This window comes from Candidatus Zixiibacteriota bacterium (assembly GCA_019038695.1).
In the GTDB taxonomy this organism is placed as follows: Bacteria; Zixibacteria; MSB-5A5; order GN15; family FEB-12; genus B120-G9.
Genome location: JAHOYZ010000043.1, coordinates 1 through 16943, shown reverse-complemented (window position 1 = coordinate 16943; position 16943 = coordinate 1). Strand labels below are relative to the sequence as shown.

General features: G+C 49.8%; 9 protein-coding genes and 7 pseudogenes. 8 read left to right on the top strand and 8 right to left on the bottom strand.

Annotated features, from left to right (window positions below):
- Positions 1-21 precede the first annotated feature (21 nt).
- The 8 genes and pseudogenes from KOO62_12350 to KOO62_12315 all read right to left on the bottom strand — a co-directional run bounded on the left by KOO62_12350 (position 22) and on the right by KOO62_12315 (position 10429).
- Positions 22-471, bottom strand: a pseudogene (locus KOO62_12350) (recombinase family protein).
- Entirely contained in the window at positions 468-656 is a 189-nt protein-coding gene (locus tag KOO62_12345; GenBank protein ID MBU8934773.1) for a helix-turn-helix domain-containing protein, read from the bottom strand. Before KOO62_12345 ends, KOO62_12350 begins: the two are co-directional and overlap by 4 nt.
- A 32-nt stretch (positions 657-688) precedes the next feature.
- Positions 689-1789: a tyrosine-type recombinase/integrase gene (locus tag KOO62_12340; protein MBU8934772.1), complete on the bottom strand. Its 1101-nt coding sequence runs from the start codon at positions 1787-1789 to the stop codon at positions 689-691.
- A gap of 461 nt (positions 1790-2250) precedes the next feature.
- Complete coding sequence (locus KOO62_12335) at positions 2251-2496, bottom strand: hypothetical protein (GenBank protein ID MBU8934771.1); 246 nt, start codon at positions 2494-2496, stop codon at positions 2251-2253.
- Positions 2497-2757: 261 nt separating this feature from the next.
- Positions 2758-4560, bottom strand: coding sequence for a hypothetical protein (locus KOO62_12330; protein MBU8934770.1), 1803 nt, complete (start codon positions 4558-4560; stop codon positions 2758-2760).
- A 171-nt stretch (positions 4561-4731) separates the two neighbouring features.
- Complete coding sequence (locus KOO62_12325; protein ID MBU8934769.1) at positions 4732-6189, bottom strand: type I restriction-modification system subunit M; 1458 nt, start codon at positions 6187-6189, stop codon at positions 4732-4734.
- Positions 6189-7676 carry a restriction endonuclease subunit S gene (locus tag KOO62_12320; protein ID MBU8934768.1) on the bottom strand — a complete coding sequence of 496 codons (1488 nt, stop codon included), beginning with the start codon at positions 7674-7676 and terminating at the stop codon, positions 6189-6191. The genes KOO62_12325 and KOO62_12320 overlap by 1 nt, the downstream gene beginning before the upstream one ends.
- A complete protein-coding gene (locus tag KOO62_12315) occupies positions 7673-10429 on the bottom strand; it encodes a DEAD/DEAH box helicase family protein (GenBank protein ID MBU8934767.1) in 2757 nt (918 codons plus the stop codon). Before KOO62_12315 ends, KOO62_12320 begins: the two co-directional genes overlap by 4 nt.
- 198 nt (positions 10430-10627) lie before the next feature.
- On the opposite strand from KOO62_12315, the pseudogene KOO62_12310 reads away from it, so the two are divergent.
- The 8 genes and pseudogenes from KOO62_12310 to KOO62_12275 all read left to right on the top strand — a co-directional run.
- Positions 10628-11539: pseudogene (locus tag KOO62_12310) on the top strand (SBBP repeat-containing protein).
- Between the two features lie 84 nt (positions 11540-11623).
- Positions 11624-11926: pseudogene (locus KOO62_12305) on the top strand (SBBP repeat-containing protein).
- A pseudogene (locus KOO62_12300) lies at positions 11915-12115 on the top strand (SBBP repeat-containing protein). The pseudogenes KOO62_12305 and KOO62_12300 overlap by 12 nt, the downstream one beginning before the upstream one ends.
- A gap of 75 nt (positions 12116-12190) precedes the next feature.
- Positions 12191-12496, top strand: a pseudogene (locus KOO62_12295) (SBBP repeat-containing protein).
- Between the two features lie 219 nt (positions 12497-12715).
- A pseudogene (locus KOO62_12290) lies at positions 12716-13204 on the top strand (thrombospondin type 3 repeat-containing protein).
- A 240-nt stretch (positions 13205-13444) separates the two neighbouring features.
- A pseudogene (locus KOO62_12285) lies at positions 13445-14194 on the top strand (thrombospondin type 3 repeat-containing protein).
- 105 nt (positions 14195-14299) lie between these two features.
- Positions 14300-15961: a thrombospondin type 3 repeat-containing protein gene (locus KOO62_12280; protein MBU8934766.1), complete on the top strand. Its 1662-nt coding sequence runs from the start codon at positions 14300-14302 to the stop codon at positions 15959-15961.
- 276 nt (positions 15962-16237) lie between these two features.
- The coding region (locus KOO62_12275; GenBank protein MBU8934765.1) for a VCBS repeat-containing protein at positions 16238-16943 on the top strand (706 nt) is incomplete at its 3' end.

Here is a 16943-nt window from a genome sequence, read left to right as displayed (position 1 = left end):
GCCGAAGGGAGCTTTGCCTGGATATTCGCCTTGCTCAGCTTTCTCACGCATCCCCTTCTTCACTTCTTCCGAGAGGTTGTCGATGAAGCTCTTGGCCAGTAAGACCTTTATCCCATGAACAAACTTTGCGTGCGACTGACTGTTCTTGCTTATAACCTCGTTTTCCTTGACCAGATGGAGTTCAAGGTCCAACGCTTCGAGAAGTACATAGTCTCTGAAGTTACGATATAGTCGGTCGGTCTTCTCAACCAGAATGCAGCGCACGTCGCTCTGTGCGTTGAGGTATTCTACCATCCTGCCAAACTCAGTGCGGCCGGATGATTTCGCCGTCTCTACTTCCGTGAATTCCTGAGTGACCTGAAAATCATGCTTGTTGGCATATTCGATCAGTAGCTTGTGTTGGGCTGGAATCGAAAAGCCCTCTCGCTCCTGCTCCTTGGAGGATACACGCGCATAGATAACGGCTTTCATCGCTTCTTGCCTCCAGACTTGAGTAGCTTCCGGATGTGGTACTCGTGTATCTTACTGGGCAGCGCATGGCCATTGAGCCAACGGCTAACTGTCACGAAAGCCACTCCCAGCAGCTCCGCAAGCTCCTTCTGCGTAATCCGATTCTCCAATCGATAGCTCTCAAGTTCTGAGATCAAATCGTTCATACCTCACAATATATCGTCGTATATCCCTCAAGTCAAGCCTTACTTTGGTATTTCTTCAGGAATTGTGCAACCTCGCCTGGAGGAATGCCCTCGCCTTTGAAGCCAGGCTTGTTAGCGAAATCGATTTCCCCAAGAACTTCTCCCACTTTGTGGCTATCCAGCATACCATAGGTCAATAGTGTAGTCGCCACATCCTTATGTCCCAGATTCTGACTGACAGCTTTGTATTGTTCCGGTGTTATGCAGTGTCTACCAGCTAACTGAATCGCAGCACGCCTGAATGCGTGCGGAGCGAAGTAGGGTAGTCCAGCTGCCAATGATCGTCGCCGAAGAATCTCCCGGATCGCGTTGCCGCCAGACCACTGCACTGGCTCTACACCAGAGGCTACAAAGGTGTATCCTCCCTCCACCTGACCCGTCTTTGTTTTGGGGAAAAGCGGATCAGTTGGCTGAAAGCCCTTCGTTTCCGATAGATACTCTACCCAACTCACGACATATTCAGTGAGCGTATCGCTAAATCCAAAAAGACGGGTCGTAATCGACTCACCAAACTTCGTCTTTACTCCCAGCCTTGGGTCCTGGTGAACGGTCAGGCTGTCAAGCTCAACACACGCGAGCGTCAATGTGCAGATCGCAGTATATCGCATACCAGCCAATAGCAGAAACGCCACAAGAGCACGGTCACGCTGGTCAATGTCGTTCTGAACATCAATGGAACCTGTCAATCCGATCACATAATCCAAATCAGGGAACTTGCGAGGACGGGGAGCCAAAGCAGCTCTCACCGTCTTCTTGTCGAGTGACAGATAGGAAACCGCATCAAGACTGATCTGGGACTTGTACCCAGGTTGACCGGCTAACCACTTGAAATAGACTTTGAGGTGTCTGATCGTTTGGTACACCGTAGCGGTGGACAGCGGTTTTCCACTGCGGCGTTTCTCGTTCAGCCACCGCTTGAAGCCAGTCGCCTGCCGCTCACAGAATATCTTGAAATCTGCAGACTCAGTATAGTCTTCGAAGACACAGATCGCACGTTCAACTGATCGTATCGTCGATTCGGTGCACCCTTCCGCCTCTTTCAGCCATCGAAAATAGCGTCGCTTCGTCTTCTCGTTTGATGGATTGGCTCTCATGCTAACATCCTTCCGTTAAGTCAGTATTACAAGGGGGTTGGTTAGTACCATATAATCCCTTTCTTGCTTGTTGGAATTGCACGGTCCAAATCCCCTGTAACAGACTCCGATGCGTACCGAATTGCACCAGTTTCGCTCCACAAGAGTCGCACTTTCCAGTAACCAGAACCTGCTCATCGTCCTTGCCGACAACCTTCCCGGTGAACTCAAAACCTAAACTTTCGGCTTCAGACCACCGTCCAGATTGACACCTGAGGCAGAACATCTGGCCTGGTTGGAGAGTATGCCTTCGGCTCTTTCGCCTGTTTTCCAGAAAAGAGCGGACTGCGCTGCCGAGGAATAGCATCGGTCGCTGGGTCTCGTCGATTGGGGTCATCCCGGCCTTGTGCCAGTTCTGTATGGTTCGTATGTATGCTCCAAGGAGATCGGCCAACTCTGCCATGGTATAGCAGTGCCGACGCCTAACCCTGCTCGCCTGAAAGTGTCGTTTTCGTGTCGCCATTGGACTCCTGCTCACGCCAATCACGGAGAAGTTGGAAGAACGTCTGAAGATTTTCGCAAGCTTCCCGGTACTCGTCTGCAGAAAGAGACTGTCCGAGAAACGCAATGCCGGGTTCCTTCCGACAAGAGCCACCGTCCTTACGGACTGGCTCGGTCGTCGGATCGGCCCGATTGGTGGAATCTTCGTGTAAGTCAACTCTCGCCATTGACGTGCCACATTACAGAAGAGCCAGGAAGGCAGGTTTGGCAATGAAGTCACCTTCCTGGTTCTCGACCTCAGGGGTCTATAGCCTGATTAGTCGCCAAACCTTGCGGTCTTCATGGCTAATGGCGAAAAAACACGGGGGATAGAGGATTATGCCCAGGAAAGTAAGTCCAGGGCAGAAGCAACACACCTAAGTGACTATGAATCAACCTATATCAATTTGAAGATTTCGTGAGATTTTTCAGAGCGGGTCGGTGAATTATCACGCACCGTTGCTGTAGGATGCGTCGACAAGCTGGAATTTCGGCCGATAGGCGTTGACCTTTCTGTATTTATGGAACGGGTCATCCTCAAGGCCGATAGCTACTCTGAGAAGTTTTCTGATGTCCTTCATGGCAGCCTTGGCCGTATCGCGGGTAGTCTGTTCAATATCCACTGAATATGATATCTCTCCCCGCTTAGCCATGGTTTTCAGTACGACCCACCGCGTGTTAGGTTTATCGACACTACGGCCGTCCGCAAAGCCCAACTCAGCATATGTGTAGGTCTCACTAACCGAACGCGCCGCAATGGACACCGAATGATGTGATACGAACGTGATAGTAATCTCTTCCCACTTGAGGTCGCGAATTTCGTGAAATGGGGATTTAGATGCTGAAGCTTCAGAATTCATTCTGGTAGGATCGAGCTTCTTGAGTTCCAAGTCCGATTCAAGGTTGTTTTGCAGTGCGCTACCGTATCTCTCCATGGAGTTCCTAAATTCTTCCGATACACCGCGCTTAACCATGTGAGTCAGAGCGATTGGCTCATAGAATTCTGAGTTGAGAGCTGCCTCCGCCCGCTTGTCAAACTCTTCCCAAAACAAGAGTTCCTCACCGAACATCCTGTGCAGACTCAGCAAAGCCGGCTTGAGGCGCTCCGCTTCAGGGTGTCTTAGGACATCACCTAGTGTGTTGAATGAAAAGAAGCGTCGACCATTGCGATCTTCGGCAATGTACTTCATTAGATATTTCTCTTTGGAAAGCGAATGATCGAGCTTCAGCTCTCTTTCATAAAGTCCGATGATCTGTAGAAGCTCTCTTAGGCCGCCCCAGTTGACTGGCTCAGGATACCACATATTTCTGAGGGTCAGGCGTGTTTCCAGTTTTAGGTAATGGGAGTCTACCATCAGCAAAAAGTCTATCCTATTTGCGCAGAGGGTACTTGTCAAAACGTCGAGGCAGCGAGGCCAGAGTTCAGAGACACTTTGTCGCGATAGACAATCACGCAGGATTGTCAATACAGCCAGCTTCAATGGAATCAGTTGTTCCCGGAGTGCTGGAAGAATTCCAACCTGGCATGGTGATAGCTCGGTGTTACAAAAGGCCTCTTCATATGTGGGGGCGATTATCTTCTTTCCATCCAAGTCGTAACCCGTACCGTCCTGCGAGTACTGGATGGCCCTACCTGTCACTCGAATGTGACTTCCGAAGGGTCCTGTGACAATCCTGGCTGGAACATCTGGACATCGATCCCAGAAATAGCGGATGGTAGATACACGACCGTCTCTGGGCCGTTCCTTGGTCATTAACGGGAGCTTCGAGGGATAGACTAAGGAGCCTAGAACACTTACATAACTTCCATTTACTGGAACAACGGATGGCAGTCCTGTGTTAACCAACTTGTTTCTGTCCCCATTAATACACTCTATGAGGACATCAGTTACTTCGCACATGAACGATGTGTCTCCGAGTGGCATGGGATATTTACTGAGGTGTTGGACTATCGCACTTAGTTCCATGTATTCGCGCATGTCACGAGGATGTAGGGTCTTTGACCGCAAGTTTTCTGGCAACTGCGCCGCGACAGATCCCAGCTCGGTTGCAAGAACAGCCATCATTGCATCCGATTGGGCTCGGTAAGGCATATGCGGAGCACGCTCATCAAGTTCGTCGTTAGCCTTTTCTATTACGTTCAGATACTCGACAGTCGAGTCGTAGTCGAAGCCATAGCGTTTCGACAAGAGAGTCGCCCACGTTTGAGCGGAAATGGCATTGAGATTTGTGCTTTCTGGCTCATCTGACATAGGTATCATTCCTTGCGGAGGATGCGTTCTGGCAACTATCTCGTTTCCCGGGTAATGCTGCGTGCATGGTACTCACTGTGTGATCTGGTTTACGTCCAGTATTCAACTCTAAACCATCAATGTCATCACTGTCGCTTCACTGAAGCAAACGAAATACAATCCCTCGCCATATCACTTACCCTGCAAGTCTTGATAGATGCCAGCGAATTGCTCCAGTGCCGCTTCGAGGTTCTCCTGAATCTGCCGGGCTATTACGTCTGGTTTCGGAAGATTGGCCGCATCCTCAAGACTGTCATCCTTCAGCCAGAATATGTCAAGACTCGTCTTGTCGCGCTCCGCCAACTCATCATACGAGAAGCACCTGAACCGCTCCGATTCCTTCCGCTCGTGCCGATTATCGGCGTTGTAGCACTCGATAAAATCAGCCAAGTCCTCAAACTTGAGAGGATTCGTTTTACGAGTAAAGTGCTTGTTGGTTCTGAGGTCGTATATCCAGAGATTTTCGGTTGACGCTGCTTCGCCTCCCGGTCGCATGTCAAAGAACAACACGTTTGCCTTCACTCCCTGAGCATAGAAAATACCCGTAGGCAGCCGCAGCAAAGTATGAACATCACATCCATGCAGCAGTTTCTTTCTGACTATCTCACCGGCCCCACCCTCAAAGAGCACGTTGTCCGGCACTACTATCGCACACCGACCGTCGATCTTCAGGAGCGTTTTGACATGCTGCAGGAAATTTAGTTGTTTGTTGGAGGTTGTTGCCCAGAAATCCTCCCGCTCATAGGTCAAAGAATCTTTGCCTGTCTTCTTGTCCCCATTAGCCACAGTAACACTGCTTTTCTTGCCAAATGGCGGATTGGTCAGAACGATATCAAATCGGTTGCCGGGATCGGCAATGAGCGCATCGCCAGTCTCCACAATACTCTCATCACTCTTGATGCCGTGAAGAAAGAGATTCATCACACAGAGCCTGACTACCCCATCAACAATGTCCTTGCCACGGAAAGTTTCCGCCTCAAGAAACTCTTTCTGGCTCTTGTTCAGCCTGTAATTGTGCGAGACATAATCAAACGCCGACAAGAAGAACCCGCCCGTTCCACAGCAGGGATCACAGATCGCCTCTCTCGGTTTGGGTCGAACAACCTCGACCATCGCCTTGATGAGTTGACGAGGTGTAAAATACTGTCCCGAGCCGCTCTTCACATCAGCAGCGTTCTTCTCAAGCAGCCCCTCGTATATTTCCCCCTTGACATCGGCATCAACCCCCATCCAGGTTTCTTCTCCAATGAGTGAGATCAACCGCCTCAGCTTGGCGGGGTCCTGTATCTTGTTCTGAGACTTCCTGAAAATTACCCCAAGCATGCCCTTGGCTTTGGCCAGAACCTCAAGAGTGTGGCGGTAGTGAACTTCAAGCTCATCGCCGTCCAGACTCGCAAGCGTAGCCCAATCAAGTCCGGCCGGAACTGTTGATTTTTCTTCGTATGGCTGTTTAGTCCGTTCGTCCGCCATTTTAAGAAACAGCAGATATGTAAGCTGCTCAACATAGTCACCATAGCTCAGACCGTCATCGCGCAGAACAGTGCAGAAATTCCAGAGTTTGTCTACAATTGCATTTGAGCTATTCGGCATTATTGACTCTTAATCCTTTCTAACAGCTTTGAAGCCGGTTCGTCATCAGGGTCCTGCGGAACGAGCTTGCCGGTGAAGGCGTGGCTGAGAATGGAGCGACGGAGTGCTTCAGCTCGCTTTCTCTCCGTGTCAAAAACACTCAACAAATTGGACTCAGCCGCGCGTATCTGGCGCAGTCTGTTCGACACCTCTGCTTGCTCCTGGACGGATGGCATTGGAAAGGCGAAACTCTTCAGTTTGGTCCCGTTTACGTTGGCCTGCCCTACTTGCTGAGACACAACTGACTTGATCCACTTGCGACCCAGAACCGAGTTGATGCAGGAGGATACGAAGTACGAATCAACTCCGTTTCCGAATCGACACCGAATGAGATAGGATGCGAATGACGCGAATCCTGGGCTGCTTTCATAGACGGCCGATTTGCCTACTAATTCAGCACTATTTGTGCGATTGAATAGAAGGTCGCCTTTACTCAGAAGGAGTGCAGGGAATTCATCGTGGTCTTTTGGAAGGTACTTGAGTTTTTCCCAATTCAGTTCACCATCAACGATATTTCCCATCCGCAAGACTGGCACACCTCCTGCTGTGACAGAGGTTTTTTTGGAACTGCCATAGACGACACTGTCAGCAACCTGCTCGACGGTAGCCCACACCCACCCCCCTGGCAGTTCGCGGAGGTCGGTAGTGTCGGGCCGGTTCGGCTCTTTGTATTTCTTCTTCCAATCGTCGTTCTTCGGTAGCTTGCCCTTGGCCTTCATCTTGGCAAGTTGCTCGGTTTCCCATTTCTCTCGACGTTCAACCAGAATCCGTTTGAGCAGTTCGGACGCTGGTTCGATCTTGTCCTTGTTCTTCTCTCGCCACTCGGTCGTGAGCTTGCCTTCCATCGCCGCCTTGAGAACTGACTGCCGGTATCGCTTGAGCAGAGCCTTTGCCTTTTTCAACCCCTCCATCCCAGCATCAAGGTGACTGAGAAGTTCGTCTGTCTTTGCCGAAATACGTTGAGCTTCAGCTTGAGGTGGTACTGGAATGGGTATCATCTCCAACTCTTTGGAGCTTATGTTCTGTACTCCTACTCCTTTACCAGCCAAGGCGATTTGGTGTTCCAAGAACTCGAAGTAACGAAACAGATATCCACTCACTGATTTCTCGCGTAGCGTCAGCAAGCCTGTCCGTTGATTCTGCAAAGCTGGCATATCCTCTCGGTAGCAACTGATCTTGCCAAGCGAACCTGACATTCCCACAAGATAGTCACCCCTTCTGATCAAGAACTCGGCATTGTCCTCAATGTAGTGCTCCGGTAGGCAGACTGCAGCTTCAACATCAACGCTCTTAGATTTGAGGTTCGTTTGACGAATAAGCGGCACCCCATGATCAACATAGTCCTTACTCTTGAAGGCAGAACCATTCCTGATTGATAGTAGCGCGCCAATTTGGGACCATGCCCAATTGGAAGGCAAGACATGCTGGACAATTTCTACCCTACTCACGCCACCAGCACCTCGTTTAGCTCATCAACAAGCTTCTCGTACTCATCACCAAACAAACGAAAGACCTTCATCAGTCCACCCTGCTGACTAAATGGCACTCGCTCAAAATCATCCTTAGAGATACTGGCGGAAGTAGCAATGTGGTCCCTTATCATCAAGAGCCATTTCATCTGCTCTTCAGTGAACTCGACGCCGTTCTCCTTCTGCAGACCCAGCCATTGATCGAAACGTTGGTTGACATACTCCGCAAACGGCTCAAGGATATCTTCGTGCCCCATGGCATGCCGCACCAACGAGACCATATCAGTCAGCAGCCGGGGTACCGATACCCCACGAACTCTCCCTCTCTCAAGACGGTCGTACGCCTGCCAGATGATTTCCGGTGTCATAAGACGGTCCTGACCTGAGAGTAAATCAGCAAGCGCCTTGATTGTCTCGACGGTCAGTTTCCGCTGACCATAGGGCCGGGAATAGAGAATCTGCAATGCCGTGATCTCGTCGCGGTTCTGCGCTATGAATTCCTTGAAACTGGTGATGATCGACTCCGCCTTTTGCCGTGCCTGTTCGTCGAACCCGGCGAAGGTAACAGTGTCCTTACTCAGGTTGTCGATAGTCTGTTCGGACTTCTTTTTGACATCAAGAATCGTCTCGCGAAAAGTCGGATCGTCAAACACCGAGCAGGCATCGTTTTTGAGATCAATCGCAGCCTCAGTGATTTGCTCTTCGGTCGGCGTCTTGGCGGCAAACTTCTTTTTGGCGTGTTCGATCTGAGCGTCGGCATCTATCGAGCCAAGCATCCCATGGATGATTGTGTTTAGCTCGGTGCCGTCGGCAGCTTCTGTCAGTTTCTTCCTGTCTTTGGATTCAATCGTTTGATCCAGTCGCGCCAGACGACCGGCCAACGAACTGATGACATCATCCTCCCGGTTTCCAAAGGCGATAGAGTTGAGCAGCTTCTCAAAAGGAATAGTCCGTTTACGTTCCAGCGGACGGGAGTCGGTCTTGTCTGACTCGCACACTCCGACTGCATCGACAATGACAAAATGAGTTTTGAACCTCGCACCGGGAGTGATCCGCTGAAGGTCGTCCTTATTGATAGTGCGTGTGCCGCGACCTTTCATCTGCTCAAAGTAGGTTCGGGACTTGATATCCCGCATGAAGAGAAGACACTCCAGAGGTTTGATGTCGGTCCCGGTAGAGATCATATCGACTGTGACGGCAATTCGAGGATTGTAGGAGTTGCGGAAGCTGGCTATCAGACTCTCGGTCGACTCGCCGGTTGTGCGATAGGTGATTTTCTTACAGAAGTCGTTACCTTTGCCGAATTCCTCTTTGATGATACCGGTTATATCTTCTGCGTGCGAATCATCCTTAGCAAACACCAGTGTCTTGGGCACCTCGCCCCGTCCGGGAAACATCTCGGGTAAAGCTCTATCCCTGAAGGTCTGGATAACGGTGCGAATCTGGTCTACGGCGACAACATCCCGATCCAGTTGATTGCGATTATAGTCAAGGTCTTCGTCGAGCAACTCCCACCTCTTCTCGCGCGTGAGTTTGTCCCGACGGTCGATGTACACTCCGGCATCGACATGGCTGCCTTTTTCCCCTATCTCAGTCTTGATGCGATAGACTTCGTAGCCGACATTGATACCATCGGCGACGGCTCGCTCATGGCTGTACTCGGTAACCAAATTCTGATTGAAGAAACCGATTGTCTGTTTGGAAGGGGTGGCGGTGAGGCCGATGAGGAAGGCATCGAAGTACTCAAGCACTTGTCGCCAGAGATGATAGATTGAGCGATGGCACTCATCGGTTATGATGAAATCGTAATAGCCAATTGGTATTCTCGGATTGTATCTGACCTCAGCTTGTTTGGTTCCGGTCTCCAGCTCCCATGGTGACTTCTCGTCAAGGTCCTCAGCAAGCTCCGCATCACCCTTGAGCATAGAAAACAGCCGCTGGATAGTGCAGATGTGAACCCGGCTCACATCGTCAAGCACGTTAGAGGTCAGATGCTGGATGTTGTATATCTGCTTGAACTTCCTGCCATCATCGGGTGTCGTGTAGTCCTCGAACTCCCTTCTTGCCTGTTTACCGAGCGTCCTGCGATCAACCAGAAAGAGAATCCGCTTGGCTCCGGCGAATTTGATGAGTCGGTAGATTTGCGAAATGGCTGTGAAGGTCTTCCCGGAGCCGGTCGCCATCTGGATCAAGGCTCGTGGTTTGAAGTGTCTCAGAGACTCCTCCAAGCCGTCGAGAGCCTCTTCCTGGCAGTCATAGAGGCGAGGATCGGCAATATCTGGCATCTCCCTCAGACGCCCTCTGAGCGTACCTTCTTCCTCAAGCCATTTCTTAAGTTGACTCGGCGTGTGGAATGCGAACAGAGACCGGGAGCAAGGTTCCGGATCACGCTCATCCCGAAACATCGTCTCGACTCCGGTGCTCTCATATGCAAAAGGCAGTGGCGTGCCATAGGAGGGGATTCCATCAGGCAGCAGCCGAAGGTAGTTATCGGTCTGGACGGCCACCCCGCCGAGAGGAATCCCGACCGCTTTGGCTTCAAGAACTCCAGCCGCCTTTCTGTCAACGAACAGAACATAGTCAGCTTCGTTCTTCTCTTTCATCTGAAAATAGCGAACGGCCACACCGAGCGAAGCTCCCAGATTGACCTTGTCGCGATCCTGGACTTGCCACCCTGCCGCTTGCAGTAGCTGGTCTATCTGTTCACGCGCTTTGTCTTCTGGCCCTGACATATTCTCCGCACTGCTGCTGTTAGTTTGGAGGGAATGATAGCAGTTTAGCGCGTCGTAGTCAACAGGTGGATCATCAGGACCGAAACACCCTACACATTGACTTTTTCGTCTTTTCGGCGTATACTTCACCACAGCAGGGTGGCAATCTGGTCTTGTGTGCCACCGACTCTGACAGACCTATTATGAGGAGTGTCTTCGATGAAGAACCACCGCCTTCTCCCACTTGCAGTAGTCGCAATATGTCTCATAATGTGCGCCGGTGCGACCGCCAATGACCAGTCAGTCACGGTGACAAGAAATCTTACATCCATGCCGCTTGCCTTCACCGAGAATCAAGGGCAGTGGGATGAACAGGTCCTCTATCGCGCCAATGCCGGTGGAGCCACGATGTGGTTTACATCCGATGGTGCTGTCTACCAGTTTACTCGAACAATCAAATCAGAAGATAGTGATCCCATTTCTGTTGTAGACAAGCGGTATGGTATGATGCCAGATGATATGATGGATAGACAACCCGACAGCATCGAGTCCATCGCCATCAAGGCGTCATTCATAGGAGCAAATCCCAATCTTCGAATGGTGAGTGCTGACATAATGGAGTACAAATGCAACTACTTCATCGGCAACGACCCTAACGAATGGCACACCGACATCCCCAACTACAATGCCATTGTCTATGAAGAAATCTATACCGGTATTGACCTGAAATACTACGGCAATGGCAAACAGATGGAGTATGACTTTATTGTATCCCCGGGTGCTGACTATTCGCAAATAGAGATACAGTATGAAGGTGCAGAATCTATCTCAATAAATGATAATGGAGATTTGGTCATTGAAACTAAATGGGGTGAGGTTGTTGAACAACGCCCTGTAATTTATCAAGTAGAAAATAGCAGCCGTGTTCCGGTAGAGGGTATCTATAGACTACAAGGTGATAATTCTTTTGGGTTTGAACTCAGTAGTAGCTACGATCCGGCACTACCCCTGGTCATTGACCCGGTATTATCTTACAGCACTTACCTGGGAGGAAGTGCTGCTGATAAAGGTTGGAGCATCGCAGTGGACGGAAACGGTAATGTTTATATTATCGGCGAGACTGTATCTCCTGATTTCCCAACTGAGGGAGAATACCAAACCTTTCAGGGTGAGAGCGATGTCTTTGTGACCAAACTAAATAGTTCCGGCAATACTTTGGTGTACAGCACTTTCCTGGGGGGCAGTGACGAAGATAGAGGCAATGCCATCTCAGTGGACAATTTCGGCAATGCGTATGTTACTGGCTCTACTCATTCCACCGATTTCCCAATCGAGGGAGCATACCAAGCCAATCAGGGTAGCTGGGATGTCTTCGTGACCAAACTAAATAGTTCCGGCAATACCTTGGTTTACAGCACCTATCTGGGGGGAGATGGTATTGATCAGGGTTCTGGTATTGCAGTGGACGGTTTTGGCAATACATATATTACCGGCATAACTCAGTCCATGGATTTCCCAACCGAAGGAGAATACCAAACCTTTCAGGGTGGTGAAGATGCCTTCGTAACCAAACTAAATTCCTCCGGCAATGCTTTGGTTTACAGCACCTATCTGGGGGGAGATGGTATTGATCAGGGTTCTGGTATTGCAGTGGACGGTTTTGGCAATACATATATTACCGGTAGTACTTACTCTAACAATTTCCCAACTGAGGGAGAATACCAAACCTATCAGGGTGGCTGGGATGTCTTTGTGACCAAACTAAGTTCTTCAGGTAATGCCTTGGTTTACAGCACTTATTTGGGGGGAGGTGGTTATGATTGGTGCCCCGACATCGCACTGGACGACTCTGGTAGCGCTTATATTAGCGGCTATTCTAATTCCGGCGATTTCCCAATTGAGGGAGCATACCAAACCACCAATCAGGGTAGCTGGGATGTCTTTGTCACCAAACTAAACTCTTCCGGCGATACATTGGTTTACAGCACTTACTTGGGGGGAAGTGGTTATGATACCAGCGATGACATCGCGGTGGATGGTTCCGGCAAGGCTTATATTACCGGCGTTACTAATTCCACCGATTTCCCAACAGAGGGAGAATACCAAACAGATCAGGGTAGTGATGATGTCTTCGTAACCAAACTAAATTCTTCCGGCAATGTTTTGGTTTACAGCACTTACCTTGGCGGGAGTAGTGAAGATGGAGGTCGTGGCATCTCACTGAACGACGTTGGTAGTGCTTATATTACCGGCTATACTTATTCCACCGATTTCCCAATCGAGGGAGCATACCAGACCTTTCGGGGTATGGCCGATGTCTTTGTGACCAAGTTGGTTGTTGTGGGTGATTTTGATGACGATGGCGTAGCTGATGATGACGATAACTGCCCGACAGTTTATAACCCTAACCAGATCGACAGCGACTATGATGGAGTCGGAGATTTATGTGATAACTGTCCGACAATTGCCAATGCAGGTCAAGAGGATGCTGATAGTGATGGCATTGGTGATGTCTGCGATAGTTGTACTGATACTGATGGTGATGGCTTCGGAAATCCGGGATTTACTGCTAACACATGCCCAGAAGATAACTGCCCCGACGATTCCAACACCAATCAAGCGGACACCGACAGTGACACTGTGGGAGATGCCTGTGACAACTGTCCCGGTGTTGACAACCCCGCCCAAGAGGATGCTGATAGTGATGGCGTAGGCGATCTGTGCGACAATTGTCTTGATGTTAACAACCCGGGACAGGAAGATGCTGACGGTGATGGCATCGGTGACCATTGTGACTTTATCTGTGGTGATGCACGGAATGATGGAGGAATCAATATTGGGGATGTGACCTATCTGACTGACTGGTTTTGGGGCGAAGGTCCTGAACCAGTTGTTCCGCTTGCGGCAAATGCTGGTGGGTGTAAAGGGGTAAATATCCATGACTTAGCATATCTTACATATTATCTATTTGCGGGAGGACCTGAACTAACAGATTGTCTTGATACACTTCCATGTGCCCCTAACACCAGGGGCGGAATGTCATTAGACAATGTAGACGGGCTTGTTGGTAACTGGATTCCACTTCATGCAGATATAAGTTTTAATCTTCGTCTTACGAATGCAGATGATAGCCCCATACGTGGAGGAACGAATGGTTTCAGGATCTATGGTGCCACCGATGAATCTGGTCTCACAGAAGATCCATCAGTAACATGGGAGCCAGTTACATGGGATTCAATATCACCTGTCCAGGATTGCTGGTATTGGTTCTTTATCAATTCATTTGGTGTCAGCGGCCAAGGCGCGGACACTATTGGGTTTGGAGGTGTTGATCAATATGTCGGTATACCTGTCGGCTTTGATTCTGAGGTATATGTTCTACATACTCGTGTTGATGAGGCCGCAGACGGCAAATACCTCTGTATAGATTCGTGCTGGTATCCTTCAGCCAACGAATGGCTCTGGAGTACCGGAATTGATCCGTATGTACCGGGCTGGGATGGCCCTCATTGTTTTCCGATCGGATGTGATCCCACTCCTGACTCTGATTCTGATGGTATAGGAGATGCCTGCGATAATTGTCCCGATGATTACAATCCAGAACAAGAGGATATCGACGCTGACGGTGTTGGAGATCTTTGCGACAATTGCCCGACCTATCCTAACACCAACCAGGCGGATTCTGACAGCGACAGCGTCGGGAATGTCTGCGACAACTGCCCTGATGTTAACAACCCGGGACAGGAAGATGCTGACGGTGATGGCATCGGTGATGCTTGCGATAGTTTGTTCAATGCACCAGACACGGTTGCCTTTGTGCCATCGGCCATTCCCGGTGGATTACGATTTGACATCTATGTTTTTTCGAACGAGAATCTGAAAGGTTTCTCTATGGGTATCACCTGGGACAATCCCAAGTTTCAGATGGACAGTACCGAAGCTTCGTCGCTCATTGCCCCCTTTGAGTTTGGTCCATACTTTTTCGAAGATGACGATATTGATCTTACCAACACCAATCAGCGTTTCTTGCTTGGTGCAGCAGGGATATCTCATTGCATACCGGCGGATTCCAGTGGTCGCAGGCTCTGGGCAAGTTACTATTTCACAGCTACAGGTTGGACGGAAAGTGACAGCGTCACGTTTGACACGATGGCTTACAGCATAGCAACGGAATGGATGTTCGTGAATGATTCTCAGGTCTTTATCTATCCCCATTTTGAAGGGGCACTTACTGTCAGAGAACTCGAACCTCCCCCTCCAAATCTATTTGTCGATCCTATAATGCTGAATTTCAACGCCATTGAAGGCGGCGCCAACCCCAACACTCAGAGTTTCTCAGTCAATTCCGACGGTGATCCACTTGCGTTCTCCGTTTCCAACAGCGAAGCATGGCTGACACCGACACCAAGTGTCACAACGACTCCCTCTGTCGTAGACTGTGCAGTTGATATCACGGTACTGGGCTCCGGTTTCTATATCGACACTGTGACCATTACCTCGGCAAGCGCCGCAAATTCGCCGCAGTATATCGCGATAAACCTGACAGTACAACCTGACACCGATGGTGACGGAATCGCGGACGACGACGACAACTGTCTATCGCATTACAATCCTGCTCAGGAGGACACTGATTCTGATGGCGCTGGTGACAGCTGTGACAATTGCCCAACTGATAGCAACCCGGAGCAGGAAGACACCGACTTTGATGGTACAGGTGATATTTGTGACAACTGCCCAAGTATAGCAAACGATGACCAATTAGATACAGACAATGATGGCATCGGTGATGCTTGTGATGAATGTACTGATACTGATGATGACGGATATGGCAATCCCGGGTTCGCCTATAACACATGTCCTGATGACAACTGTCCAACCAGATATAACCCACTACAGGAAGATTTTGATGGGGATGGTATAGGAGATTCGTGCAGTTTTGAAGCTGAGACATCCGTTGGTGATAGTGTAGTAGTAGATCTGGGGGATGATGTTGATATTACTTTTGACAGTGTCTCAACACCAGGGACAACGGAAATGACCATAACAGACAGTGGGCCGGACCCGGGTGAAGGGACTTTTGAGATTGTTCCGACTGGCAATCCCGAGTACTACAATATTACTACGGATGCTACCTTTGAAGACTCAATCCTAATTTGCATAACTTATGATTCTGCCATAGTTGCTCAAGAGGAAGAAGCAAACCTGAGATTGATGCACTTCGTTGATCCTGATTGGGTAGATATTACATATTCTTTGGATACAGCAACCAACACAATCTGTGGTTATACGACATCCTTATCACCATTCTCGTTAGCTATTCCTTTTGGCTGCTGCGTTCCCCCAATCCGCGCCAATGTTGACTACGATTTGGTCGATGAAATCAACATCGCAGACTTGACCTACCTCGTGGCCTATCTATTCACTGGAGGGTCGCCTCCGCCGTGCATGGAAGAAAGTGACGTTGACGGTAATGGCGAGATCAATATCGCCGATCTGACCTATCTCGTTTCGTACTTGTTTACTGGAGGTCCGGCTCCGGCGGCGTGCCCGTAATGAGAACTACCTCCACCCATCGGGTGGTCCTTGGAAACACCCCTATGCCACTGATCGAAAGTGCTGTAACAAGGCTTTGTAAGTTCTAATTACGTCCTGCCGGGGGTAATACGCTGCAGTTTTGTGGGCGGCAGACGCCCACGTCTACACCAGATATGATTTCCTACACATTGACTTTTGTGCTGTTTTGGTGTATACTTCTTCCATAGCAGGGTGGTAATGCGGTCCTAAGTGCCACCGACTTGAAATGACAATTTTTAGTCCGGAGTGTCTCTGATGAATAATCACCGTCTTCTATCAGTTGCAGTAATTATACTTTGTTTAGTGATGTCTGCCGGCGCTTTCGCCAATGATCCTATGTTTTATGCGAGAATTGACTACGGGGCCGGTGATTATCCTAATTCAGTCTATGTTGCTGATCTGGATGGTGATGGCGATGATGACCTGGCCGTGGCCAACTGGAATTCCGACAATGTCTCCATCCTGATAAACAACGGTGACGGCACCTTTGCCTCGGCGGTCAGCTACGGGACCGGCGATGGTCCTCAATCTGTCTATGCTGCTGATCTTGATGGTGATGGGGATGATGACCTGGCCGTGTCCAACTATGGTTCCCACAACGTCTCCATCCTGAAAAACAACGGTAACGGCACCTTTGCCTCGGCGGTCAACTACTATGCTGGCAGTTATCCTCGTTCTGTCTATGCGTCTGATCTTGATGGTGATGGCGATGATGACCTGGCCGTGACCAACTTGCCTACCGATTACGTCTCCATCCTGAAAAACAACGGCGACGGCACCTTTGACTCGGCAGCCAACTACGGGGCCGGTGATGCTCCTTATTCTGTCTATGCTGCTGATCTTGATGGTGATGGCGATGATGACCTGGCCGTGGCCAACTATGGTTCCGACAACGTCTCCATCCTGAAAAACAACGGCGACGGCACCTTTGCCTCGGCGGTCAACTACGGGGCCGGCGATG

Bases quoted from the DNA above. Each gene is read 5' to 3' on its own strand.
- KOO62_12345 (MBU8934773.1), bottom strand. From the start codon at position 656: ATGAACGATTTGATCTCAGAACTTGAGAGCTATCGATTGGAGAATCGG.
- KOO62_12340 (MBU8934772.1), bottom strand. From the start codon at position 1,789: ATGAGAGCCAATCCATCAAACGAGAAGACGAAGCGACGCTATTTTCGA.
- KOO62_12335 (MBU8934771.1), bottom strand. From the start codon at position 2,496: ATGGCGAGAGTTGACTTACACGAAGATTCCACCAATCGGGCCGATCCG.
- KOO62_12330 (MBU8934770.1), bottom strand. From the start codon at position 4,560: ATGTCAGATGAGCCAGAAAGCACAAATCTCAATGCCATTTCCGCTCAA.
- KOO62_12325 (MBU8934769.1), bottom strand. From the start codon at position 6,189: ATGCCGAATAGCTCAAATGCAATTGTAGACAAACTCTGGAATTTCTGC.
- KOO62_12315 (MBU8934767.1), bottom strand. From the start codon at position 10,429: ATGTCAGGGCCAGAAGACAAAGCGCGTGAACAGATAGACCAGCTACTG.
- KOO62_12280 (MBU8934766.1), top strand. From the start codon at position 14,300: ATGGGTATCACCTGGGACAATCCCAAGTTTCAGATGGACAGTACCGAA.